We start from the raw sequence: 22,567 nt of genomic DNA, 5'->3' as shown, positions 1-22,567 counted from the left end.
GCTGCGCCTTACTTGGCGGGCACGGCCACGTTCTTGGCAGCCGGGGCCACCGCGGGGGTGGCAGGCTCCTCGAGCACCTTGCGTTCATAAATCTCGGCCAGCGCGCGCTTGTACTCGGTCGGGAAGACCTTGACGAACTTGCTGCGCGATGCCGCCCAGTTGTCGAGCAGTTCGCGCGCGCGCTTGCTGCCCGTCCAGCGGTTGTGGTCTTCCAGCAGCTTCTTGAGCTGGGCCTCGTCGGTCTGGCCGTTGTGCCAGATCGAGCGGGGAACCGTGGCCTCCTGCTCGGACGAGGGGAGGATGCGTTCCAGCGTGACCATGGACATGTTGCAGCGCGTGTCGAACTGGCCGTCTTCGTCGTAGACATAGGCCACACCGCCGCTCATGCCGGCTGCGAAGTTGCGGCCGGTCTTGCCCAGCACCATCACGGTACCGCCGGTCATGTACTCGCAGCCATGGTCGCCCGTGCCTTCGACAACCGCCGTGGCGCCCGACAGGCGCACGGCAAAGCGCTCCCCGGCCACGCCGCTGAAGAAGGCTTCACCGGTGGTGGCGCCGTACATCACCGTGTTGCCCACGATGGTGTTGCGCACGGAGTCGCCACGGAAGTCGATGCTGGGGCGCACGATGACGCGGCCGCCCGACAGGCCCTTGCCGGTGTAGTCGTTGGCGTCGCCAATCAGGTACAGCGTGATGCCGCGCGTGAGGAAGGCGCCGAAGGACTGGCCGCCCGTGCCTTCAAGCTGGATACGGATGGTGTCGTCCGGCAGGCCTTCGGGATGGGCGCGCGTCACGGCACCCGAGAGCATGGCGCCCACGGAGCGGTTGACGTTGCGTGCCACTTCGATGAACTGCACGCGCTCGCCCTTGTCGATGGCGGGGCGGCTGCGTTCGATGAGCTTGCGGTCCAGCGTGTGCTCGATGTTGTGGTCCTGCACGTCCACATGGAAGCGCGGCACGTCGGCAGGCACGTTGGGTTGGGCGAACAGGCGGCTGAAATCGAGGCCGCGTGCCTTCCAGTGGGCAATGCCGGAGCGCATGTCGAGCAGGTCGGAGCGGCCGATCAGGTCGTCGAACTTGCGGATGCCCAGTTGGGCCATGATCTGGCGCACTTCTTCGGCGATGAAGAAGAAATAGTTGACCACATGCTCGGGCTTGCCGGTGAACTTGGCACGCAGCACGGGGTCCTGCGTGGCCACGCCCACGGGGCAGGTGTTGAGGTGGCACTTGCGCATCATGATGCAGCCCTCGACGACCAGGGGCGCCGTGGCGAAGCCGAACTCGTCGGCACCGAGCAGCGCGCCGATGGCGACATCGCGGCCGGTCTTCATCTGGCCATCGGCCTGCACGCGCACGCGGCCGCGCAGGCGGTTGAGCACCAGGGTCTGCTGGGTTTCGGCCAGGCCGATTTCCCACGGACCGCCTGCGTGCTTGATGGACGACCAGGGCGATGCGCCCGTACCACCGTCGTGGCCGGCGATCACGAGGTGGTCGCTCTTGCACTTGGTGACGCCAGCGGCAATGGTGCCCACACCGACTTCGGACACCAGCTTGGTGCTGATGCTGGCGTGCGGTGCCACGTTCTTGAGGTCGTGGATCAGCTGGGCCAGGTCTTCGATGGAGTAGATGTCGTGGTGCGGCGGGGGCGAGATCAGGCCCACACCGGGCACGCTGTGGCGCAGCTTGCCGATGTAGTTGGAGACCTTGCCGCCGGGCAGTTGGCCGCCTTCGCCAGGCTTGGCGCCCTGGGCCATCTTGATCTGGATCTGGTCGGCCGAGGACAGGTACTCGGCCGTGACGCCGAAGCGGCCCGAGGCCACCTGCTTGATGCGGCTGCGCAGGGAATCGCCATCCTGCAGGGTCAGGTCGACCTCGACGTTCTCGGCGCCGATCACGCTCTTGAGCGTGTCACCCTGTTTGATCGGGATGCCCTTGAGCTCGTTGCGGTAGCGGTGCTCGTCTTCGCCGCCTTCACCGGTGTTGCTCTTGCCGCCGATGCGGTTCATGGCCACGGCCAGGGTTGCATGGGCTTCGGTGGAGATGGAGCCCAGCGACATGGCGCCGGTGGCGAAGCGCTTGACGATCTCCTTGGCGGGCTCGACCTCGTCGACCGGGATGGCCTTGGCGGGGTCGATCTTGAACTCGAACAGGCCGCGCAGCGTCATGTGGCGCTTGCTCTGGTCGTTGATGATCTGCGCGTATTCCTTGTACGTGTTCCAGTTGTTGGCACGCGTGGAGTGCTGCAGCTTGGCGATGGCGTCAGGGCTCCACATGTGCTCTTCGCCACGGGCGCGCCAGGCGTACTCGCCGCCGGCGTCCAGCATGGTTTCGAGCACGGGGTCGTCACCGAACGCGGCCTTGTGCATGCGGATGGCTTCCTCGGCGATCTCGAACACGCCGATGCCTTCCACACGGCTGGCGGTGCCGGTGAAGTACTTGCCCACGGTGTCGCTGTTCAGGCCGATGGCCTCGAACAGTTGCGCGCCGCAGTAGCTCATGTAGGTGCTCACGCCCATCTTGGACATGATCTTGGACAGACCCTTGCCGATGGCCTTGACGTAGTTGTAGATGGCCTTGTCCGGCGACAGGTCGCCAGGCATGTCCTTGTGCATCTCGGTCAGGGTTTCCATCGCGAGATAGGGGTGCACGGCTTCCGCGCCGTAGCCGCCCAGCACGGCAAAGTGGTGCACTTCGCGCGCGGTGCCGGTCTCGACCACCAGGCCAGCGGTGGTGCGCAGGCCTTCACGCACCAGGTGCTGGTGGATGGCCGACAGCGCCAGCAGCGCGGGAATGGCCACCTGCGTGGCGCTCACGGCGCGGTCGCTGATGATCAGGATGTTGGCACCGCCCTTGATGGCGTCGACGGCCTGTGCGCACAGCGAGGCGAGCTTGGCTTCCACACCCTCGCGGCCCCAGTCCAGCGGGTAGGTGATGTCGATGGTGGCGCTCTTGAACTTGCCCTGCGTGTACTTCTCGATGTGGCGCAGCTTGGCCATGTCGGCGAAGTCGAGCACCGGCTGGCTCACTTCGAGCCGCATGGGCGGGTTGACCTGGTTGATGTCCAGCAGGTTGGGCTTGGGGCCGATGAAGCTGTTGAGCGACATCACGATGGCTTCGCGGATCGGGTCGATCGGCGGGTTGGTCACCTGGGCGAACAGCTGCTTGAAGTAGTTGAACAGCGGCTTGTTCTTGCCCGAGAGCACGGCCAGCGGGCTGTCGTTGCCCATGGAGCCGATGCCCTCTTCGCCGTTCTTGGCCATGGGGGCCATCAGGAACTTGATGTCTTCCTGCGTGTAGCCGAAGGCCTGCTGGCGGTCGAGCAGCGGCAGCGTGGCGGTCTGGGCCACGGGTGCATCGGCGGCAGCATCGATGCTGTCGAGCTTGATGCGCAGGTTCTCGATCCACTGCTTGTAAGGCTTGGTGTTGACGACGTTGGCCTTGAGCTCCTCGTCGTCGATCATGCGGCCCTGCTCCAGGTCGATCAGGAACATCTTGCCGGGCTGCAGGCGCCACTTGCGCACGATCTTGTTCTCGGGGATGGGCAGCACGCCCGATTCCGAGGCCATGACGACCAGGTCGTCGTCGGTGATGCAGTAGCGCGAGGGGCGCAGGCCGTTGCGGTCCAGCGTGGCGCCGATCTGGCGGCCATCGGTGAACACGATGGAGGCGGGGCCGTCCCAGGGCTCCATCATGGCGGCGTGGTATTCATAGAAGGCGCGGCGGCGCTCGTCCATGGTGGTGTGCTGCTCCCAGGGCTCGGGGATCATCATCATCACGGCCTGGCTGATGGGGTAGCCAGCCATGGTCAGCAGTTCGAGGCAGTTGTCGAAGGTGGCGGTGTCGGACTGGTCGGCGAAGCTGATGGGGTAGAGCTTCTTCAGGTCGGCTGCCAGCACGGGCGAGGCCATCACGCCTTCGCGCGCCTTCATCCAGTTGTAGTTGCCCTTGACGGTGTTGATTTCACCGTTGTGCGCCACATAGCGGTAGGGGTGGGCCAGCGGCCACTCGGGGAAGGTGTTGGTGGAGAAACGCTGGTGCACCAGGCCGATGGCCGAGACGCAGCGCTCGTCCTGCAGGTCCATGTAGTAGGTGCCCACCTGGTCGGCCAGCAGCAGGCCCTTGTAGACCACCGTGCGGCTGGACATGCTGGGAACGTAGTATTCCTTGCTGTGCTTGAGCTTGAGGTTCTGGATGGCGGCGCTGGCGGTCTTGCGGATCACGTACAGCTTGCGCTCCAGCGCGTCCTGCACGATCACGTCGTTGCCGCGGCCGATGAAGACCTGGCGCAGGATAGGCTCCTTCTTGCGCACGGTGGGCGACATGGGCATGTCGACGTTCACCGGCACGTCGCGCCAGCCCAGCAGCACCTGGCCTTCGGCCTTGATGGCACGTTCCATCTCCTGCTCGCAGGCCAGGCGGGATGCGTGCTCCTTGGGCAGGAAGATCATGCCCACGCCGTACTCGCCAGCGGCAGGCAACGCCACGCCCTGCTTGGCCATCTCTTCACGGTACAGCGCGTCGGGGATCTGGATCAGGATGCCCGCGCCATCGCCCATGAGCTTGTCGGCACCCACGGCGCCACGGTGGTCGATGTTCTCCAGGATCTTGAGGGCCTGCGTCACGATGTCGTGGCGCTTGACGCCCTTGATGTGGGCTACGAAGCCGAGGCCGCAGGCGTCGTGTTCGTTACCCGATGAATACAAACCGTGTTGTTGCAGATGCTGGATCTCGGCAGCCGTCGTCATGGCGCACTCCTCATGAATTTTCGCAGGGAACGCAAGATTAGTGCATTGCAACATGCAAGGCAAGCATATTAATTGGGGTCAGATTCTTATTAAATTAACCAACTGAAAAAGTCGGATTTAATTGGGGACACATCAAATTGGTGCACATTGCCGCCTCAAGAGCCAACTGTCGGCTCAGGCTGGAGGCTCATCCGACAGCACAGGCATTGGCGGCCGGCCTGGCTTGGCCTTGCTCACGCGGCGTGGCGTGAGCTTTTGCAGGTCGGCCACGAAATCCGGCTCACCCAGCGCCCAGCCGCTCAATGCCGATTGCGTGAGTGCGTCGAGCTGCCTCTCGCCCAAGCCGACCTGCACCAGTGCGGCATAGGCCGCCTCACGCGCAAACGGTGTGTTGCCCAGCGCCCAGTACAGGGCATGGGTGGTGAGCAGCCGGTCGCTGCGCAGGCCCAGCCAGTGGGCGTGGCTGGACCAGGGGTAATCCACCGCGCGCGCAGCCATGCCGGCGCGCACGGGGTTCAGGTCGATGTAGGCCATGCAGGCGAGCAGGTAACGCTCCGCCTCTATCACGGTGGAGCGGTAGCGCCCTTCCCACAAGGTACCGGTGCGGCCGTGGCGGCCGTTGAAGTAGCGCACATAGCTGCGGCCGATGGACTGCATCATCTGCGGCAGGCCGTCGGCCGTGGACGGCGTAGCCAGCAGGTGGAAGTGGTTGTCCATGAGCACGTAGGCATGCACAGCCACCTCGAACTTGCGAGAGTGCTCGTGGAGCAAGGCCAGCATGGCTTCGAAGTCGGCCCGGTCCACAAAGATGGCCTGGCGGTTGTTGCCCCGCTGGATGACGTGGTGCGGGTAGCCGGGCAGAGTCAGGCGGGGCAAGCGGGCCATGGGAGTTGCGTGGAGCCGAGAAACAAAAAGGACATGATAAACCTGTCCCTCATTTCCCCATGGGGCTTTCAGCACGCAGTGCCTTGCGCGCTGGAGCAGATGCTGGCGGTGGACTACACCACGGCGCTTGCGTTGCCTGCAGTCTCTGCCTGCAGCCCGAAGCGCGCGGCCATCGCCTGTTCCAACCCCATCTCGCGCAGGATGGCACGCAGGCGCTCGGCAGCGCTGCGCTTCTTCTGGCCGGTGTAGCGCGCAATGATGAGCTCGTTCTTCATGCTGTGCTCCCAGCCCACGAGCTCCGTGACGGTGACCTGGTAGCCGCTGGCCTCCAGGTACAGGCAACGCAGCACATTGGTGACCTGGCTGCCCAGCTCGCGCGTGTGCAAGGGGTGGCGCCACAGCTCGGCCAGCGGCGTGCGGGCCAGCTGCAATGCCTTGCCCTGGCGCAGGCAGGCGGCCATCTCGGCCTGGCAGCAGGGGACCAGGACCATGGCGCGGGCACGTTTTTGCAGGCCGAAGGCGATGGCATCGTCCGTGGCCGTGTCACAGGCATGCAAGGCCGTGACCACGTCGATCTGTGCGGGCAGCTCTGCGGCATCGGCCGATTCGGCCACCGACAGATTGAGGAAAGACATGCGGGCAAAGCCCAACTGCCCAGCCAGGGCACGGGAGCGCGCAACCAACTCACCGCGCGTTTCGATGCCGTAGATATGGCCCTGACCCAGCGCCTTGAAGTACAGGTCGTAGAGAATGAAGCCCAGGTAGGACTTGCCGGCACCGTGGTCCGCCAGGCTGGGAGCATGGCCATCGGTGGACAGTTCGGCCAGCAGCGGCTCGATGAAGTTGAACAGGTGGTAGACCTGTTTGAGCTTGCGCCGTGAGTCCTGGTTGATACGCCCTTCGCGCGTCAGGATGTGCAGCTCCTTGAGCAGCTCCAGCGACTGGCCGGGACGCAGGTCCAGTTGCTCGGCAGGCGATGGAGCCGGCGCCTTGGCCGCCTGCTTGCCGGCCGCCCTGGGGTTGCGGGGTGCGTTCATGCGGCACCTCCGCCCGCCTTGCCCTCGGAACAGCCCGGCCCGACACCGAGCGCCTGCCAACCCTCCAGGCCCAGCTTCTCCAGCACCTCGATGTTGCGCTCGTAGATCGTCTCGGCCTCGGGGAACACCTCCACAGCGCGGTCGATGCTGTCCTCGCGCAACAGGTGCAGCGTGGGGTACGGGGAGCGGTTGGTGCAGTTGCTCACCTCGTCCACACCCGTCCCCGCGAACTGGAACTGGGGGTGGAAACTGGCGATCTGCAGCGTGCCGTCGAGCTCCAGTGCTTCGAGCAGGTCGTCCGCCTCGCCCAAAAAGTCATTGAAATCCAGAAAATCGGCCAGCAGTGGGGTGGGCACGACGAGCAGCGTGGTGTCGCGCACATCGGCCGCGATGTCGGCCAGCGCCAGCAATTCAGCCCGAAGTTCCTCCAGCAGCTGAGCGCGGTCCGTGGCATCACTCACCGCGTAGTGGACCTGGCCCTTGGCGTGCACGCCCTTGGCAAAGGGGCATAGGTTGAGGCCGATGACGGCGCGCTCCAGCCACTGCACGGTGTCCCGGACAGCGGGCAGGCAGGCGACGGGCGTGGGGTGCTGGGAGTTCATGCAAAGGTGCGGCTGGCGCACAAGGGAAAGGGCCCCAATTTTAGCGGGCACCCCGCCCACACCATGGCTCCCGGATCAGTCGAGCAGGCGCAGGCCCGTCAGCCGCTGGTGCTCGCGCACGGCAAACCGGTCGGTCATGCCGGCGATGAAATCGGCAATGGCGCGCGCCTTCACCGCCATGTCCCCGGCACTGGCCTGCTGCGCAAACGCTGGCTTCATCTCGTGCGGTGACTGCAGGTAGGCCGTGAAGAGGTCGCGCACGACCTGCTTGGCACGGCCCGTGGTCTCCATCACCTGGGCATGGCGGTACAGGTTCTTGAAAAGAAAGCGCTTGAGCACCACCGACTGTTCGCGCATGGGTTCGCTGAAGCACACCAGCGGCGCCGACAGGCGCACGGCATCGGCACTGGCGGGTGCGGCCCGCGCCAGGGCGGCCGAGGTTGCGTCGATCACGTCGTACACCTGCGCACTCAGCATGAGGCGGATCGCCTCGTACAGCAGGCGCCGGTGCATGGCCACCTCGTTCAGGTGGGGATGCGCCGCCTGGGCCGCATGGCGGTATTCGTCGAAAAGGGGCACCTCGCGCAACTGGTCGAGGGTGATGAGGCCCGAGCGCACGCCGTCATCGATGTCGTGCGCGTTGTAGGCGATCTCGTCGGCGAGATTGCACAGCTGGGCCTCCAGGCTGGGCTGTTCACGGCGCAGGAAGCGCCCGCCCACCCCGCCAGGCTCAGCCTCCTCGATCTGCTGTGCATGGACCTTCGAGCAATGCTTGAGAATGCCCTCGCGCGTCTCGAAGGTCAGGTTCAGGCCGTCGAAATGCGGGTAGCGCTCTTCGAGCCGATCAACGACCCGCAGGCTTTGCAGGTTGTGCTCGAAACCGCCATGGTCGGCCATGCATTCGTGCAACGCATCCTGGCCCGCGTGGCCGAAGGGGGTGTGGCCCAGGTCATGGGCCAGTGAGATGGCCTCGACCAGGTCCTCGTCGATGCGCAGCGAGCGTGCAATGGAACGCCCGAGCTGGGCCACTTCCAGCGAGTGGGTCAGGCGGGTGCGAAAAAGATCCCCCTCGTGGTTCAGGAAGACCTGGGTCTTGTAGACCAGGCGCCGAAACGCCGTGGAATGCACGATGCGGTCCCGGTCGCGCTGGTACTCCGAGCGGGTGGGCGCGGGCGTTTCAGGATGGCGCCGCCCCCTGCTGGCTGCAGGGTGGCAGGCATAGGCAGCAAGGTCGGATCTGGGGTTCAACAACAGGCTCGCGGTGGTGGATCTTCAACAGATGAACTCCATTGTGGCCGGGAACGGTGACCGGCGCTTGGCAACGTGGCGGCCACTGCAGGCGGCAGCAAAGTCAGCCACCCGATCCGCCGCTGCGCCTGTCGGCTAAGCGCAGCAGGCGTCGATCACTTCGCGCACCAGCGCGTCGGGCGCGGCACGGACGACGGCCTTTCCAGGACCGTCAATGAGCACGAAGCGGATCTCCCCCGCTTCGGACTTCTTGTCGATGCGCATGAGCTCCAGGTAGCGGCCGGCATTGTCGGAAGCATCGATCACCGGACCCTTGGTGGGCAGCCCGGCACGTTCGATGAGGGCCACCAGGCGCTGTACGAAGGCATCGTCCACCAAACCCAGGCGACGCGACAGCTCGGCGGCCATCACCATGCCCGCGCCCACGCCTTCACCGTGCAACCACACGCCATAGCCCATGCCGGCTTCGATGGCATGGCCAAAGGTGTGGCCAAAATTCAGGATGGCGCGCAAGCCGCCTTCGCGTTCGTCCTGGCCCACCACCCAGGCCTTGATCTCGCAGCTGCGGCGCACGGCATGCGCGAGCGCCGCACGATCGCGGGCGCGCAAAGCGTCCATGGAGGCATCCAGCCAGTCCATGAATTCCATGTCGGCAATGGGGCCGTACTTGATCACTTCCGCCAGGCCGGCACTCATCTCCCGCGCACTCAAGGTATCGAGCGTGGCCAAGTCGCACACCACCAGGCGCGGCTGGTAGAAGGCGCCCACCATGTTCTTGCCCAGCGGGTGGTTGATGGCCGTCTTGCCACCGACCGACGAATCCACCTGCGCCAGCAAGGTGGTGGGGATCTGCACGAAGGGGACGCCGCGCATGTAGGTCGCAGCGGCAAAGCCCGTCATGTCGCCGATGACACCGCCCCCCAGCGCAAACAGCACGGCCTTGCGGTCACAGCCATGGGCCAGCAGGGCGTCAAAGATGCGCTGCAGGGTCTCCCACCCCTTGAACTCTTCGCCATCGGGCAAGGTCACCGTGTGAACTACCGGGTAGCGCTTGCCTAGTGCCTCCGCTACTGCGGCCCCGTACAGCGGACCGACGGTGTCGTTGGTGACGATCAGGGCCGACGTGCCATGGGGAAGGTCCAAATCCTCTTGCAGGCCATCGAGAAGGCCTGCGCCGATTTCGATACCGTAGCTGCGGTCGCCCAGATCAATGGAGACTGTGGGCGATGCGGTGCCAGCAAAAGATGCAGGGCGAGAAGCGGGAAGCAGATCGGCAGTTTCAGGCATAGATGCGTAGTTTACGCAGAATGCCGCTCGCCTCGCCTGGGCACTTCATCGGTGAAGCGGCAAAAGAAAAACCCCGTGGATCCTGAATCCACGGGGTTTCTATTCTTCCGGCAGGGAACCTAGCAGATCCGAGTGCTACGAATCTCGCTACGCGCCCCTTGGACTGGGGTCATCAGGGGCAGGCCGCCGTATTGGCACCGATCTGCACAGCCACCTGCTGGGTCACGGTGACAGAACCACGGGTCGCCGTCACGAGGAACCTGGCGTTGCACGATGCAGTTGGGGTACCGCTGATCACACCATTGTTACCCGTGCTGCTGCCTCTCAGACCTGCTGGCAGGGTAGCCGGAGCAAAGGTCCATACCACTGGGTCGCTTGCGTTCCCGCCCGTCACTGACAGGCTGTACAGATAGGCTTCGCCGACATTCCCCGCAGGCAAGGAGCACACAGCAGTACCATTGCTCACACAGCCGTTCACCGTCAGAGGGTTGGGCACCGATGCGCCAGCAGCCACCGTGAACTTCACATTACCCGACACCTTGGTGCCCTGTGCGTCAACCACCGTGATGACCCCGCTGTAAGAGCCTGGGCCTTGGGGTACGCCACTGACGATGCCATCGTTGCTGATGGCAAGGCCGCTCGGCAACGCGATGGCGGACCATGTATAAGGAGCTACACCGCCCTGGATAGGGAACACTGCGGCAAAAGGCAGACCGACCACGGCCTCTTGGTCTGCCAGGTCCGGCAACGAAAGCGGCGCCTGGGCCACGCTATTGTTGACAGGAACCGCCTCAAGCGCCGTTACCGGATCTTGAATACCGTTGGTGACGTCATTATCAAAACGGTCCGTGACATATTCCAGGACGATCGAGCCAGTGTTGAGGCCACTGGAGAGCGAGAACAAGCCCACACCGCCAATGGTCCGTACTTGCAGCACGCTACCCGACTGATTTCCCTGGATCAAGCGCGCTCCCACAGCAGCTGGACCGATTGGCCGAATGCTGACTTGCAAATTGGGCGCTGAAGGGGTTGGGATGGGCTGATTGGCGTCATCCATAACAAAGGCTTGCAGGCCGATGCTATTTCGATAAGGCAGCCGCGTGCTGGTGTCCCTCGTCAACAGCGCTCCCGGAGCATCCACAATGCCCGTCACGCTGCCGACTTTGCCGGTTGCGGCACCCACCACGATATCCACGCTCGCGCTGTACACCTTCCTGTCGCGAGGATCCGTCACTGAACACACTACGCGCGCTGTACCTGCTTGATTGGAAGCATGGAAGTGAAAGGACGCACCGCCAGAATTCGCACCCAGAACCACAGACCGGAACGGCAATTGGTTTCCGTCCTCGTCCTCGTGCTCATCATCTCCATCGAGGTAGTACAAAGCGCCCGAGTCCAACCCTTGCACGATATTGCAGCCGAAAATTTCTTCACCACCGGGAATTGGATTGGAGCCAACTCGGGCGTCCACGTACAATGTGGTAGTGTAAGGAGCAAAAGCGCCAGCCCCGGCAGGGTAATTTCCGATATTAATCGGCAGCTGCGATTTTGCAGTTGTCAAGGTAATACGATACTGGAGGTTGGACTCTCCTCCGCTCCCCCCGCCACCACCACATGCCGCCAGCAACGCAGCAGACGACAGAAGAAGGGCTTTCCATAATTTCTTCATTTTCTTTCCCATTTCAAAAAACTTTAGCGGAATGCCGAACGGTCGGTGATGACTTTGGGCGTAATGAAAATCAGCATTTCCTGCTTATTCGCTGATTTCGTGCGCGTTTTGAACAAATTCCCAACACCTGGAATATCACCCAGTACAGGAACCTTGGTCTCCGTATTGTCTTCGAACAACTCAAAGATACCACCAATCACGACAGTTCCACCATTTTCCACCAGCACCTGCGTCTTGATATGCTTGGTGTTGATTGCCCGAACGTTGTTCAACACTTCACCGGGGCTGTCTTTGTTCACATCAAGATCGAGAATGATATTCCCTTCAGGGGTAATCTGAGGAAGCACTTCCAGCTTAAGTACAGCCTTCTTGAACGCAATCACCGTACCACCATTCGGCGCAGTGACAGGATATGGAAATTCCGTACCTTGCTCAATGGAGGCTTTGGTTTGGTCCGCCGTAACAACCCGCGGGCTGGAAACAATCTTACCCTTGCCATCCGCCTCCAAAGCCGAGATCTCGAGATTCAAGAAGCGATTCGCAGCCGAGTTGAAGATGGATATGGCAAAGCTGGAGGGATCGTAACCGCCAAGAGCCGTAGCCGGCAGATTGACAAAGTTACCATTTGTATTAATTGCGCCGCCCGCAGAAGTGGATGCGACAGCGTTGCTGTAGTTAGTACCAAAACCGATGCGATTTCCACTGGTACCCAATGAGTACCCACCATCTCCACCGCGGGATGCGCGAAGATCCGTTGCACCCAATCGCACTCCAAGAGAGCGTCCAAACGTATCGGAAGCTTCCACAATCCGGGCTTCGATCATTACTTGGCGAACTGCCACATCCAGCGTCAAGAGGAGTTGACGCACCTCTTCCAACTTGGCCGCAGTATCAGTCACGAACAACTGATTAGTGCGTGGTTCTGCAATGGCGCTACCTCGCTCACTCAAAAAACGGTTTGTTGTACCACCACCACCACCAGCTGCGGTGGTCGAAAGCTGCACCACCATATCCACCGCCTTGGCATAGTTCATTTGAAATGCCTGGGTACGGAGAGGTTCAAGCTTCTGAATCGCCAGCGCTGCCTCGAAATCTTTCTTTGTTCGATCATCGATTTCGTCTTTTGGGGCGATCCAGAGCACTGAGCCGTTCTTCTTCATTCCAAGGCCCTTGGCATCCATGATAATTTGCAGCGCTTGGTCCCAGGGCACATCCTTCAACCGCAACGTCAAAGCTCCTGTCACAGTATCAGACGTCACAATATTGAAGTTCGTGAAGTCGGCGATCACCTGAAGGAGAGATCGAACTTCGATGTTCTGAAAGTTCAGCGACAGTTTTTCACCGCTATAGCCGGGCCCTTGAGTCAACTTGGTCAGATCCACTTTCTTTTGGCGGACTTCCACCACGAACTGGTTGTCACTTTGGTAGGCACTGTGCTCCCAGTCGCCCACGGGCTCGATCACCATGCGGACCCGCTCGCCCTGCTGAGTGGTCGATATGATTTGAACGGGCGTGCCGAAATCCGTAACATCCAGGCGCCTGCGCAAACCCTCGGACAGCGAGGATTTGAGGAAATCGACCGTCAAGCCTTTTCCAACGGGCCGCAGATCCACCCCCACTTGGTTATTGGGAAGAGTCACGACGACTCTCCCGGAACCATCAGCACCGCGCCGAAAATCGACGTCCTTGATGGCCATCACTTCACTGTTCGTGCTTTCTGCAAAGCTCACAGGCTGCGAGGTAGTAGCAGCCATGGGCGCGACAGTTGTGTCCAAGTAAACCAGCACTGATTTACCTTGAAGTTCCGTGCGATAGGAGGATGCCTGCTTCAGATTCAGGACAACCCGGGACCGTCCTGCAGCCTGAACGAGGTTGGCGGAGCGGATATTACCCTGATTGATCTGAACCGCAGACTTTCCCAAGGAACTGGTCGTATCAGGAAAGTCCAAGGCAATGCGTGCGGGTGACTGAGTTACAAAACCCGTCGGCAATGCTGCAACCGGTTCAGAAAAATCAATCCTGACAATCTCGACTCCACCTTGCATGGCCCCCGAGATATTTTCAATGGAGCCTTGCGCCCACGCCAGTGAAGACGCAGCAACCGATGTCGCAAGAAGTACGCCTCGATTGAAAAATCGCATCATTCCGAAACTTTTTTGCTTCATTTTTTTACCCCTTCTTGCAACTCAAGCGACGTCGTACGTTCAATCCAGTCACCCGTCGCGTCCTGCACAATTTCACGCAGCTGAATGGCTGTCTCATTGATGGACGTAATCCGTCCATAGCTTTGCCCAAGGTACTGACCCACTGTGACCTGGTACAGCAATTTGTCGGCAGTGACCAAGGCAGCGGGTTGGCCCTTCTTTTGAAGGCTACCCACCATCTTGATGGTGTCCAGCGGATAAGCTTCCAAAGGCTCTTTGCGGCGCGCCATTTCAGGCGCAATCAACGCCGCATTGGAAGCCAGCTGCGCCGACTCTCTGCGCAAAGCTTGTGTCAGCTTTAAAGGGTTGAAAGGTTCCAACTGGGCGTCCGCCGCATAGGCCTCCGGTTTGAATTGCTTAGGCTCGGTAATTGGTGTCACTCTTGGCTTGGCCTGAGCACGCTCTTCAGTGATCCACTGCCGCACCTCATCTTCACCGGAGCCAACACAACCGCCAAGCAACGCGACACAAGCAAGCAACAGACTGCTTTTAAGTATTCTCATTTCGCAGCTCCCTTCGCTGCCGTCTTGCGCTGTGCTTGAATTTCTTCAGTATCCAGATATCGGAAGGTCCGAGCCGTGGCATCCATTACCAAGACGCCGTTGGCTGCATCACGCTCTTTATCTTTTCCCTGTGGCGAGGAAATCGCCACATCATTCAAAGTGACAATTCGCGACAAGTGGGCAATATCCGAAGCGAATGCACCCATATCGTGATAACGCCCGGTTACCCGGACTGCAATTGGCAGCTCCGCATAGTATTCGCGAACAACAACCTGCCCTGGCCGGAAGAGCTCAAACTGCAAACTCCGCCCCAAACCAGACTGGTTGATGTCAGAAAGAAGCGCGGCCATCTCAGCTTTGCTAGGCAGTTGCTTTTCCAATTGGATAACGTATTGCTGAATCTGCTCGCGCTGCTTCTTCAAGGCATCCAGGCTTACCGCCTTCTGAAGCTTTTGTTTGTAATCCTCGCGCAAGGTGAGCTCCGTGGCCTTTTCCGTTTGCAGTTCCACCTCATAGTCTGTCAGCTTAAAAAACCACAGTACAGCAACTACTGCCACAATGATGAAAAGGCACAGAATGTACCGTGGCAGCGGCGGCCACAGCGAAGGATCTTTGGTATCCAAGTTGCTGAACTGGCGCTGCAAGTTCAAGAACTGTTCAGATACGTTGATTTTTTGGACTTTTTTCGTTGCCATGGTGGGTCAGCCTTTTGCAGAGCTTGCCGCTGTTTCCATTGCCTTGCGTGCTTCGCTGGATCTAACCAATTGGAAACGCAGATTGAATGATGCTACGCGCCGGCTGTCCCGCGAACTCAACGCCACATTGCTGGCCACAATCTCCACCAACTCAGGCTTGGACAACCAGGGCGTGTTGTTGGAAAGATTGCGCAGCATTTCAGAGATACGCTCATTGGACTGTGCAACGCCCTTGAGTTCGATCGACTGGTTGGTTTGCTTCAGGTTTGTCACATACACCCCGTCCGGCAGCTGCTTGACGAGCTCCGTCAATAGGTGAACGGGCAGATTGCGGTCCGCCTGCAGATCCTCCACCGCCTTCTGACGTGCGCGCAGGGCGGCGATTTCCTCTTCGATGTTTGCAATCTCCTTGATCTGACCTTCAAGCACTTGAATTTCGGCCTTCAGGACACCATTTCTTGCTTGTTGATCCGCAATCAGCGTTTGCAAGACCCAATAGATCAGCCCTGCGATGAGCAGACCGGCAATGGCAGAGGCCACCATCGTCGCCTGAAAGCTTTCACGGCGGCGTTTTCTGGCGGCTTCCCGGTGGGGAAGTAGGTTAATCAAAATCACTGCAGGAACCTCCGCATGGCCAGGCCGCACGATGTCAGATAAGACGGCGCTTCGCGCACCATCTTCTTGAGCCGCACCGAGTTGCCGATTTCCATGCCATCAAAGGGATTGGCCAGGCTGCAGGCAAAACCTGTTTGCTGGGTGACCGCTTCCGTCAAACCGGGCAGCGGAGCAGAGCCGCCGGCCAGGACGATGTGATCAATGCGGTTGTGGGGCGTGCTGGTGAAGAAGAACTGCAGCGCCCGGCCGATTTCCTGGGCCATGTTGTCCACAAAAGGACGCAGCACAGCCGCTTGGTAATCCTCGGGCAGATCGCCGTTGCGCTTCTTGTTCTCGGCTTCTTCCACCGAGAAACCATATTGGCGGACGATCAGCTGGGTCAGTTGCGCGCCACCGAATGCCTGGTCACGGTCATAAACCACTTCCTCGTTGCGGATGACCTGCATGCTGGTGGTCACGGCGCCCACTTCGAACAAGGCCACCAGGGCGTCCACGCCCTTGTTGGGCAAGGCCTCGATCAGGCGACCGGCCGCCAGGCGCGAAGCGTTGGATTCAATATCCACCACCACGGGCTTGAGACCGGCAGCTTCTGCCAGACCCTGGCGGTCCTGCACCTTTTCCTTGCGGGAAGCAGCAATCAACACCTCCACATCTCCCGGGGAACTCTTGCTGGGACCTATGACACAAAAGTCCAGGCTCACCTCGTCCAGAGAGAAAGGAATGTACTGATTTGCTTCGGACTCGACCTGGACTTCGAGCTCCTGCTCGGTCATTCCGCCGGGCAGGGTGATCTTCTTGGTGATCACCGCCGAAGGCGGCAAAGCCAGCGCCACATTTTTGGTGCGGGTGCCGCTTTTCTTGACGAGGCGACGCAGGGCTTCAGCCACTTCGTCGAACTTTTCGATATTGCCATCGGTGATCCAGCCGCGTTCCAGCGGCTCGATGGCGCAGCGCTCAAGGACCAGGCCTCCCGCCTTGTCCCGCCCCAACTCGACCAACTTGACGCTGGATGAGCTGATGTCGATACCCAGCAGAGGCGCAGCCTGGCGACTGAACAAAGATCCCGTTGAGATCAAGATTGGTCCCCTGTAACTTGTCAAAATGACGCAACAAAACTTAACACTTCACATGAATGCTATCAGTAAGGTAGTTCACCGGCAAAGAATTTTCCCCATCTGATCCGTTCCGAGCGTTGCCAAAACCACACGATTGGTTGGGCAGGCTCGGCGCAATTGCAAGACCGTAAAGCGGCCGCCAAGACCGCTGGTCGGAGCCTTTGGGCCGTTTCCACTGAAAGAGGCGCGAGATTTTTATAATGGCGTCTCCACCAATCGGAGCGATATGCCGCCGTCCTCTTCCCCACAGCAAAAGCCAGCCGACTCCTCGACCACTGCTTCCGCGCCTTCCCGTCCTACCTGGCTCCGCTGGCTGATCCGCTTCGTGCTGTGGACCACAGGCCTTGCGGTTGCCGGAGCACTGGGCCTGCTGCTGACCATTGCCGTGGCGCTGTCGGTGGCCTACCCCAACCTGCCCGATATCTCGGACCTGGCGGACTACCGCCCCAAGCTGCCACTGCGGGTCTACTCGTCGGAAGGCGCCCTGCTGGGCGAGTTCGGCGAAGAGCGGCGCAATCTCACCCCGATCCGGGAGATCCCCAAGGTCATGAAGGACGCAGTGCTGGCCATCGAGGACGCGCGCTTCTTCCAGCACGGCGGTGTGGACTACAAGGGCGTGATTCGCGCGGGCCTGGCCAATCTGGGCCGCGTGAAAAGCCAGGGCGCCTCCACTATCACAATGCAGGTGGCGCGCAATGTTTATCTGTCGTCAGAGAAAACATTTACTCGCAAAATTTACGAAATATTACTGACATTCAAGCTGGAGCATATGTTGTCCAAGGACCAGATCCTTGAGATTTACATGAACCAGATTTACCTGGGCAACCGTGCCTACGGATTTTCTGCAGCCGCGGAAGCTTACTTCGGCAAGCCGCTCAAATCCATTTCGATTGCCGAGGCAGCGATGCTGGCCGGCCTGCCCAAGGCCCCCTCTGCCTACAACCCCATCAGCAACCCCAAGCGCGCGCGCTCACGCCAGCTCTACATCATCGAGCGCATGGAAGAGAATGGCTTCATCACCGCCCAGGAAGCCGCCGCCGCCAAGAAGGAAGACCTCAAGATCCGCAGCGGCCCGGACAACACGCGCATCCATGCCGAGTACGTGGCCGAGATGGCCCGCCAACTCATCTTCACGCAGTATGGCAACGAGGCCTATACCCGCGGCTTGAATGTCTACACAACCCTGAACGCTGGCGAACAGGAAGCGGCGTACACCGCCCTGCGCCGCGGCATCATGGACTACGAGCGCCGCCAGCAGTACCGCGGCCCCGAGAAGTTCGTGGTGCTGCCCACCGCGGCGGCCGAGGTGGAAGACGCTGTGGACGACGCCCTGGCCAACCACCCCGACAATGGCGATGTGATGGCTGCCGTGGTGCTTGAAGCCGGCCCGCGCAAGATCCTTGCGGCCCGCGCGAATGGCGACAACCTGGAGATCACGGGCGACGGCTTGAAGCCCGCGCAGTCCGGTCTGAGCGACAAGGCACCGCCCAACATCAAGATCCGCCGTGGCGCTGTGATCCGCGTGGTCAAGACCCCCAAGGGCGCTTGGGAGATCACCCAGCTGCCCGAGGTCGAAGGCGCTTTCGTGGCGCTCGACCCGCGCAATGGATCCATCCGCGCCCTGGTCGGAGGCTTCGACTTCGACAAGAACAAGTTCAACCACGCGGCGCAGGCCTGGCGCCAGCCGGGCTCCAGCTTCAAGCCCTTCATCTACTCAGCTGCGCTGGAAAAGGGCTTCACTCCCGCGACCGTGGTCAATGACGCACCGCTGTTCTTCGACGCTGGCACCACTGGCGGCCAGCCCTGGGAGCCCAAGAACTACGACGGCAAGTACGACGGTCCCATGACCTTGCGCACAGGCCTGGCCAAGTCCAAGAACATGATCTCCATCCGCATCCTGCAGGCTGTCGGTCCCAAGACTGCGCAGGAATGGGTGTCGCGCTTCGGCTTCGATGCCGAGAAGCACCCCGCCTACCTGACCATGGCGCTGGGTGCCGGCTCGGTCACGCCGCTGCAGATGGCATCGGCGTACGCGGTGTTCGCCAACGGGGGCTACCGCGTCAACCCCTGGCTGATCGCCAAGGTCACCGACCACAAGGGCCGTATCATTTCCGAAGTCACTCCACCGACCACGGCCGAACTGCCGCGCGCCATCGATGCACGCAATGCCTTCGTGATGAACAGCCTGCTGCAGGAGGTCACCCGCTCCGGCACGGCGGCGCGCGCACAAGGCACCTTGAAGCGGCCGGACCTGGCCGGCAAGACCGGTACCACCAACGACTCGGTGGACGCCTGGTTTGCCGGCTACCAACCGACCATCGCCGCCGTCACCTGGATCGGCTACGACACGCCGCGCAACCTGGGCAGCCGCGAAACCGGCGGCGGCCTCAGCCTGCCGGTGTGGATCAGCTTCATGGAACGCGCACTCAAGGGCGTCCCTGTGAGCGAGCCCGTCGTGCCGCCCGGCGTGGTCAACGTGGGCGGAGAATGGTTCTACGAGGAATATGCGCGCAACTCCGGCATCGCCAGCGTGGGGCTGGAGGAACAGCAGCGCAGCACCGGCGGACCCGATGTGGCCCCGCACGCGCCCCCCCCCACGGAAGAGCGCAACCGCATTCTCGATCTGTTCCGGAATTGACCGCCGGGGATTCTTGAACCGAGGGCCGCGCCATGCGGCCCTCGGTTTTTTGGAAGGCCCTCAGGGCGCGAAAACCAGTGGCAGCCCCGACTGCGTGCGCGCGTCTTCGGTCAGGCGCGCAAAGAACTCGCCACCGCCCTTGGTGTCCTGCCACACCGCGCCATCGAACTTGTAGTGGTAGCCGCCCGACTTGGCCGCCATCCACACCTCGTGCAGCGGCTTTTGCAGGTTGATGACGATCTGGCTGCGGTTGGCGAAGCTCAGCGTGATCATGCCACCCGAGCGCTGGTTATCGATGTCGGCGTCTGTGGTGTCGTTGAGTGCATCGCAACTGCGCTCGACAGCCGCCAGCAGTTTCTCGGCCTGGTCCTGGAATTCAAGGTCAGTCATTACAATTTGCGCATGTTGAAAGCATCCCAAATTCTAGTCAGGACGCTTGTCCTTGCTGCCAGTGCGGCAGCCATCTCGGGTTGTGGCCAGCGCGGCCCGCTGTACCTGCCCTCGGGTCCCGCCGCGGCCCAGCGTGCCACCTTGCCCGAAACCCTGACCCCGGGCGCAGCCCCTTCGACGGCCACGGCCGCACCCCAGCCCCCCGCTTCCGCGGCGCGCTGATCGACCCTGGCGGCACGCAAGGCTGCCCTGATTGCCGGCCGCTTGATCTCCATCAAGCGCGTCAGGGCGCCCCCGGCCTACAGTCGCGGCTTTAGCACTGCAGCACTGCCATGGCCATCGAACTGTACCGAGACAAGAACCACGCCTGCCTGATGTTCACCGACCTGATCGAGGAGGATGGCCAGGCGGTGCAGGCCAACCAGTTCCTGATCGTGGACGACGACACCGGCGCCATCATCGACCCGGGCGGCAACCTCGCGTTCAACGAGCTGTTCATCGGCATGACCAAGCACTTCGCGCCGCACAAGCTCTCGTACCTGATCGCCTCGCATGCCGATCCGGACATCATTGCCTCGCTGGACCGCTGGATGACCAGCACCAAGGCCTCGCTCGTGATCTCGCGCGTCTGGGAGCGCTTCGCGCCCCATTTCACCAAGGTCGGCAAGACCGAGAACCGCGTGATCGGCGTGCCCGACAGCGGCGGCCACCTGCCCCTGGGGCGCCACGAACTGGTGCTGCTGCCCGCCCACTTCCTGCACTCGGAAGGCAACTTCCACTTCTACGACCCGGTGAGCCGCATCCTCTTCACGGGAGACCTGGGGGTGTCCATGATGTCGGGGGCGGAGGCCAGCATCCCCGTGACAGACCTCGCGGCCCACATTCCCCGCATGGAAGGCTTTCACCGCCGCTACATGGTGTCCAACAAGATCCTGCGCCTGTGGGTGCGCATGGCGCGGCAGCTCGATATTTCCATGCTGGTGCCGCAGCATGGCGCGCCCATCCTGGGCAAGCGGGCCATCAACGACTTCTTGGACTGGGTGGAAAACCTCATGTGCGGCATCGACCTCTTCGACGACCGCGCCTACCAGGTCCCCACGGCGCACATCGACCCCGTGACACGCCAGATGCGCCCTGCCCTGCGCGCCGTGGGCTGACACCTAGGCGGCGGACCCGCTAGCGCGATACCGCAGCGGCGGCGCCGGCCTTTACCGCGCGCTTGCGCGCCGCCTGCCACACGCGCCAGCCCAGCAATGCCGCCAGGATGGCCGCATACACCGCCACCTCGCCAAAATTGTTCTTGCCCGCGCGCATCCAGAAAAAGTGCAGCACGGCCAGGCCGGCCACGGCATAGACCGTGCGGTGCAGCGCCTGCCAGCGCTTGGCTCCGAGGGCGCGGATGGCGCGGTTGAACGAAGTGGCCGCCATCAGCAAGAGCAGAACGAAGGCTGCGAACCCCACCAGGATGAAGGGACGCTTGGCAATGTCCGCCGCGATCTCGGACAACTCGAAACCCATGTCGAACCAACCATAGCCCAACAGGTGCAGCAGCGCATAGAAGAACACGAACAAGCCCAGCATGCGCCGAAAACGTGCCAGCTGTGGCGTCGAAGTCATGACCCGCAGCGGCGTCACCGCGAGCACCAGGCACAGGGCGCGCAGCGTCCAGTCGCCGGTAGAACGGATCAGGGCCTCGGCAGGGTTGGCTCCCAACTGGTTGGACACCGCGGCATAGACCAGCCATGCCAGCGGCAGCAGACACAGCACGAACACCACCGGCTTGGCCAGGGGATGGAGCAACAGCTTTCGCATGGGGGCATGCCCGGCGGGCGGCTCAGTAGAACTTCTTGAGATCCATGCCGGCGTAGAGCTGACCCACCTGGGCCTCATAGCCGTTGAACATCAGCGTCTTGCGCTTCTTGGCGAACAGGCCGTCCTCGCCGATGCGCCGCTCGGTCGCCTGGCTCCAGCGCGGGTGGTCCACGTTGGGGTTCACATTGGAATAGAAGCCATATTCCTGCTGCGCCGCCTTGTTCCAGGCCGTGCCCGGCTCCTTGTCGGTGAAGCGGATCTTGACGATGCTCTTGGCGCTCTTGAAGCCGTACTTCCATGGCACGACCAGGCGTACCGGCGCACCGTTCTGGTTGGGCAGCACCTCGCCATACATGCCAAACGCCAGCAGGGTCAGCGGGTGCATGGCCTCGTCCATGCGCAGCCCTTCTACATACGGCCACTCGAGCACGCGCGAGCCCACGAAGGGCATGGTCGCCTTGTCCGCCAGGGTCACGAATTCCACATACTTGGCACTGCCCTGCGGCTCCACGCGCTTGATGAGCTCGGCCAGCGAGTAGCCCACCCAGGGGATCACCATGGACCAGCCCTCCACACAGCGCAGGCGGTAGATGCGCTCTTCCTGGGCACTGAGCTTGAGCAGGTCCTCGATGCCGTACTTGCCCGGCTTTTTCACCAGGCCCTCGACCTCCACCGTCCAGGGCGAGGTCTTGAGCGTGTGCGCATTGCGCGCAGGGTCGGCCTTGTCGGTGCCGAACTCGTAGAAGTTGTTGTAGGTGCTGGCGTCCTTGTAGTCGGTCAGCTTCTCCATGGACACGGCCCCTGCCACGGCAGACTTGGCACCGGCCAGCGCCGCCAGCTTGCCTGGCCGGGCCGGCGCCGCGGCCTGCGCCAGCGCATCGCGTCCCGCCCAGGCCGCCATGGCGGCGCCCGCAGCGCCGCCGGCCATCAGGCGCAGCATGTCGCGGCGCCCCTCATAGGCCGCGCGCGGCGTGATCTCGGAAGAATGCGGGTGGTTGAAACCCGGATTGCGGGAATGGAAGGGCATGGGTGCTCCGGTCAGGCGGTGGTGGTTTCGGCTACGGGTAGAGCCAGTCCACCCCTAGTTCGTTCCAGATACGAAGCAGGTTACACCGCGGATGC

At 62.0% G+C, this 22,567-nt stretch carries 18 protein-coding genes; 3 read left to right on the top strand and 15 right to left on the bottom strand.

What is annotated here, in order from left to right; all coding sequences use genetic code 11:
• Nucleotides 1-8: 8 nt before the first annotated feature.
• From HNP48_RS18645 to HNP48_RS18590, 12 genes are all read right to left on the bottom strand, one after another.
• Complete coding sequence (locus HNP48_RS18645) at nucleotides 9-4,745, bottom strand: glutamate synthase-related protein (RefSeq protein WP_184859731.1); 4,737 nt, start codon at nucleotides 4,743-4,745, stop codon at nucleotides 9-11.
• A 174-nt stretch (nucleotides 4,746-4,919) separates the two neighbouring features.
• Nucleotides 4,920-5,630, bottom strand: a complete 711-nt coding sequence (locus tag HNP48_RS18640; RefSeq protein WP_184859729.1) for a transposase — start codon at nucleotides 5,628-5,630, stop codon at nucleotides 4,920-4,922.
• A 113-nt stretch (nucleotides 5,631-5,743) separates the two neighbouring features.
• Nucleotides 5,744-6,667, bottom strand: a complete 924-nt coding sequence (locus HNP48_RS18635) for an SAM-dependent methyltransferase (RefSeq protein ID WP_184859727.1) — start codon at nucleotides 6,665-6,667, stop codon at nucleotides 5,744-5,746.
• On the bottom strand, nucleotides 6,664-7,269 hold the full coding sequence (locus HNP48_RS18630) for a DUF1415 domain-containing protein (protein WP_184859724.1): 606 nt from the start codon (nucleotides 7,267-7,269) through the stop codon (nucleotides 6,664-6,666). Before HNP48_RS18630 ends, HNP48_RS18635 begins: the two co-directional genes overlap by 4 nt.
• 75 nt (nucleotides 7,270-7,344) lie before the next feature.
• Nucleotides 7,345-8,517 carry a deoxyguanosinetriphosphate triphosphohydrolase gene (locus tag HNP48_RS18625; protein WP_409362568.1) on the bottom strand — a complete coding sequence of 391 codons (1,173 nt, stop codon included), beginning with the start codon at nucleotides 8,515-8,517 and terminating at the stop codon, nucleotides 7,345-7,347.
• Between the two features lie 135 nt (nucleotides 8,518-8,652).
• Entirely contained in the window at nucleotides 8,653-9,804 is a 1,152-nt protein-coding gene (gene aroB, locus HNP48_RS18620; protein WP_184859720.1) for a 3-dehydroquinate synthase, read from the bottom strand.
• A 172-nt stretch (nucleotides 9,805-9,976) separates the two neighbouring features.
• A complete protein-coding gene (locus tag HNP48_RS18615) occupies nucleotides 9,977-11,485 on the bottom strand; it encodes an Ig domain-containing protein (protein ID WP_260420285.1) in 1,509 nt (502 codons plus the stop codon).
• Between the two features lie 11 nt (nucleotides 11,486-11,496).
• Nucleotides 11,497-13,638, bottom strand: a complete 2,142-nt coding sequence (gene pilQ, locus HNP48_RS18610) for a type IV pilus secretin family protein (protein WP_184859719.1) — start codon at nucleotides 13,636-13,638, stop codon at nucleotides 11,497-11,499.
• Nucleotides 13,635-14,180 (bottom strand): pilus assembly protein PilP, encoded by a 546-nt coding sequence (locus tag HNP48_RS18605; RefSeq protein ID WP_184859717.1) that lies wholly within the window; start codon nucleotides 14,178-14,180, stop codon nucleotides 13,635-13,637. The genes pilQ and HNP48_RS18605 overlap by 4 nt, the downstream gene beginning before the upstream one ends.
• Nucleotides 14,177-14,875 carry a type 4a pilus biogenesis protein PilO gene (locus HNP48_RS18600; RefSeq protein ID WP_184859715.1) on the bottom strand — a complete coding sequence of 233 codons (699 nt, stop codon included), beginning with the start codon at nucleotides 14,873-14,875 and terminating at the stop codon, nucleotides 14,177-14,179. The genes HNP48_RS18605 and HNP48_RS18600 overlap by 4 nt, the downstream gene beginning before the upstream one ends.
• A gap of 6 nt (nucleotides 14,876-14,881) precedes the next feature.
• Nucleotides 14,882-15,490 carry a PilN domain-containing protein gene (locus HNP48_RS18595; RefSeq protein WP_184859712.1) on the bottom strand — a complete coding sequence of 203 codons (609 nt, stop codon included), beginning with the start codon at nucleotides 15,488-15,490 and terminating at the stop codon, nucleotides 14,882-14,884.
• Entirely contained in the window at nucleotides 15,487-16,566 is a 1,080-nt protein-coding gene (locus HNP48_RS18590; RefSeq protein WP_184859710.1) for a pilus assembly protein PilM, read from the bottom strand. Before HNP48_RS18590 ends, HNP48_RS18595 begins: the two co-directional genes overlap by 4 nt.
• 265 nt (nucleotides 16,567-16,831) lie before the next feature.
• Here HNP48_RS18590 and HNP48_RS18585 point away from each other — a divergent pair, with 265 nt between their 5' ends.
• The gene (locus HNP48_RS18585) at nucleotides 16,832-19,243 is read left to right on the top strand and encodes a penicillin-binding protein 1A (protein WP_184859708.1); all 2,412 of its coding nucleotides are present in this window, start codon (nucleotides 16,832-16,834) and stop codon (nucleotides 19,241-19,243) included.
• 60 nt (nucleotides 19,244-19,303) lie between these two features.
• Here HNP48_RS18585 and cyaY read toward each other — a convergent pair whose 3' ends face one another.
• On the bottom strand, nucleotides 19,304-19,633 hold the full coding sequence (gene cyaY, locus HNP48_RS18580) for an iron donor protein CyaY (protein WP_184859706.1): 330 nt from the start codon (nucleotides 19,631-19,633) through the stop codon (nucleotides 19,304-19,306).
• A gap of 12 nt (nucleotides 19,634-19,645) precedes the next feature.
• Here cyaY and lptM point away from each other — a divergent pair, with 12 nt between their 5' ends.
• Together lptM and HNP48_RS18570 are read left to right on the top strand one after the other, a co-directional pair.
• Entirely contained in the window at nucleotides 19,646-19,855 is a 210-nt protein-coding gene (gene lptM, locus HNP48_RS35830) for an LPS translocon maturation chaperone LptM (protein ID WP_184859704.1), read from the top strand.
• Between the two features lie 110 nt (nucleotides 19,856-19,965).
• Nucleotides 19,966-20,790: an MBL fold metallo-hydrolase gene (locus HNP48_RS18570; RefSeq protein WP_184859702.1), complete on the top strand. Its 825-nt coding sequence runs from the start codon at nucleotides 19,966-19,968 to the stop codon at nucleotides 20,788-20,790.
• Between the two features lie 19 nt (nucleotides 20,791-20,809).
• Here the strand turns inward: HNP48_RS18570 and HNP48_RS18565 are convergent, their stop codons facing one another.
• Nucleotides 20,810-21,445 carry a sulfite oxidase heme-binding subunit YedZ gene (locus HNP48_RS18565; protein ID WP_184859700.1) on the bottom strand — a complete coding sequence of 212 codons (636 nt, stop codon included), beginning with the start codon at nucleotides 21,443-21,445 and terminating at the stop codon, nucleotides 20,810-20,812.
• 22 nt (nucleotides 21,446-21,467) lie between these two features.
• Complete coding sequence (gene msrP / locus HNP48_RS18560) at nucleotides 21,468-22,472, bottom strand: protein-methionine-sulfoxide reductase catalytic subunit MsrP (protein WP_184859698.1); 1,005 nt, start codon at nucleotides 22,470-22,472, stop codon at nucleotides 21,468-21,470.
• Nucleotides 22,473-22,567: the final 95 nt, after the last annotated feature.

Source organism: Acidovorax soli, from assembly GCF_014207955.1.
In the GTDB taxonomy this organism is placed as follows: domain Bacteria; phylum Pseudomonadota; class Gammaproteobacteria; order Burkholderiales; family Burkholderiaceae_C; genus Acidovorax; species Acidovorax soli_A.
Note: the sequence above shows the minus strand (reverse complement) of the source record. Positions and strands in the feature narration are given on the sequence as shown.

Bases quoted from the DNA above. Each gene is read 5' to 3' on its own strand.
- HNP48_RS18645 (WP_184859731.1), bottom strand. From the start codon at position 4,745: ATGACGACGGCTGCCGAGATCCAGCATCTGCAACAACACGGTTTGTAT.
- HNP48_RS18640 (WP_184859729.1), bottom strand. From the start codon at position 5,630: ATGGCCCGCTTGCCCCGCCTGACTCTGCCCGGCTACCCGCACCACGTC.
- HNP48_RS18635 (WP_184859727.1), bottom strand. From the start codon at position 6,667: ATGAACGCACCCCGCAACCCCAGGGCGGCCGGCAAGCAGGCGGCCAAG.
- HNP48_RS18630 (WP_184859724.1), bottom strand. From the start codon at position 7,269: ATGAACTCCCAGCACCCCACGCCCGTCGCCTGCCTGCCCGCTGTCCGG.
- aroB (WP_184859720.1), bottom strand. From the start codon at position 9,804: ATGCCTGAAACTGCCGATCTGCTTCCCGCTTCTCGCCCTGCATCTTTT.
- HNP48_RS18615 (WP_260420285.1), bottom strand. From the start codon at position 11,485: ATGGGAAAGAAAATGAAGAAATTATGGAAAGCCCTTCTTCTGTCGTCT.
- pilQ (WP_184859719.1), bottom strand. From the start codon at position 13,638: ATGAAGCAAAAAAGTTTCGGAATGATGCGATTTTTCAATCGAGGCGTA.
- HNP48_RS18605 (WP_184859717.1), bottom strand. From the start codon at position 14,180: ATGAGAATACTTAAAAGCAGTCTGTTGCTTGCTTGTGTCGCGTTGCTT.
- HNP48_RS18600 (WP_184859715.1), bottom strand. From the start codon at position 14,875: ATGGCAACGAAAAAAGTCCAAAAAATCAACGTATCTGAACAGTTCTTG.
- HNP48_RS18585 (WP_184859708.1), top strand. From the start codon at position 16,832: ATGCCGCCGTCCTCTTCCCCACAGCAAAAGCCAGCCGACTCCTCGACC.
- cyaY (WP_184859706.1), bottom strand. From the start codon at position 19,633: ATGACTGACCTTGAATTCCAGGACCAGGCCGAGAAACTGCTGGCGGCT.
- lptM (WP_184859704.1), top strand. From the start codon at position 19,646: ATGTTGAAAGCATCCCAAATTCTAGTCAGGACGCTTGTCCTTGCTGCC.
- HNP48_RS18570 (WP_184859702.1), top strand. From the start codon at position 19,966: ATGGCCATCGAACTGTACCGAGACAAGAACCACGCCTGCCTGATGTTC.
- HNP48_RS18565 (WP_184859700.1), bottom strand. From the start codon at position 21,445: ATGCGAAAGCTGTTGCTCCATCCCCTGGCCAAGCCGGTGGTGTTCGTG.
- msrP (WP_184859698.1), bottom strand. From the start codon at position 22,472: ATGCCCTTCCATTCCCGCAATCCGGGTTTCAACCACCCGCATTCTTCC.